A 231-nucleotide genomic window follows, 5' to 3' on the forward strand; every position below is an offset into this window, starting at 1 on the left:
TCGGATACGATTATATTGGACCAGGCAATCCGATATACTCGGGAGACGACGAAACTCTTGAATCAACTGATAAAATTGCAAAAGAGCACGACGTGCAATATAGTCTCATCGCGGAGAATAGTAAAACGCAAGAAGAACTCAGAGAACTTACAGACAAAGCAGATACAGAAGGTATCGAAAAATTTTGGAACAACTCGCATATTGGAGAACAATTATTGCACGGAAACATCC

At 40.3% G+C, this 231-nt stretch carries 1 protein-coding gene; it reads left to right on the forward strand.

Annotated elements, in window-relative coordinates; all coding sequences use genetic code 11:
* Window positions 1-231, forward strand: a 231-nt coding sequence (locus KVT28_RS27260; RefSeq protein WP_217551472.1) for a hypothetical protein, incomplete at both ends; no start/stop codon positions are given.

The sequence above is a fragment of the Pantoea sp. GbtcB22 genome (genome assembly GCF_019091025.1).
Taxonomy (GTDB): Bacteria; Pseudomonadota; Gammaproteobacteria; order Enterobacterales; family Enterobacteriaceae; genus Pantoea; species Pantoea leporis.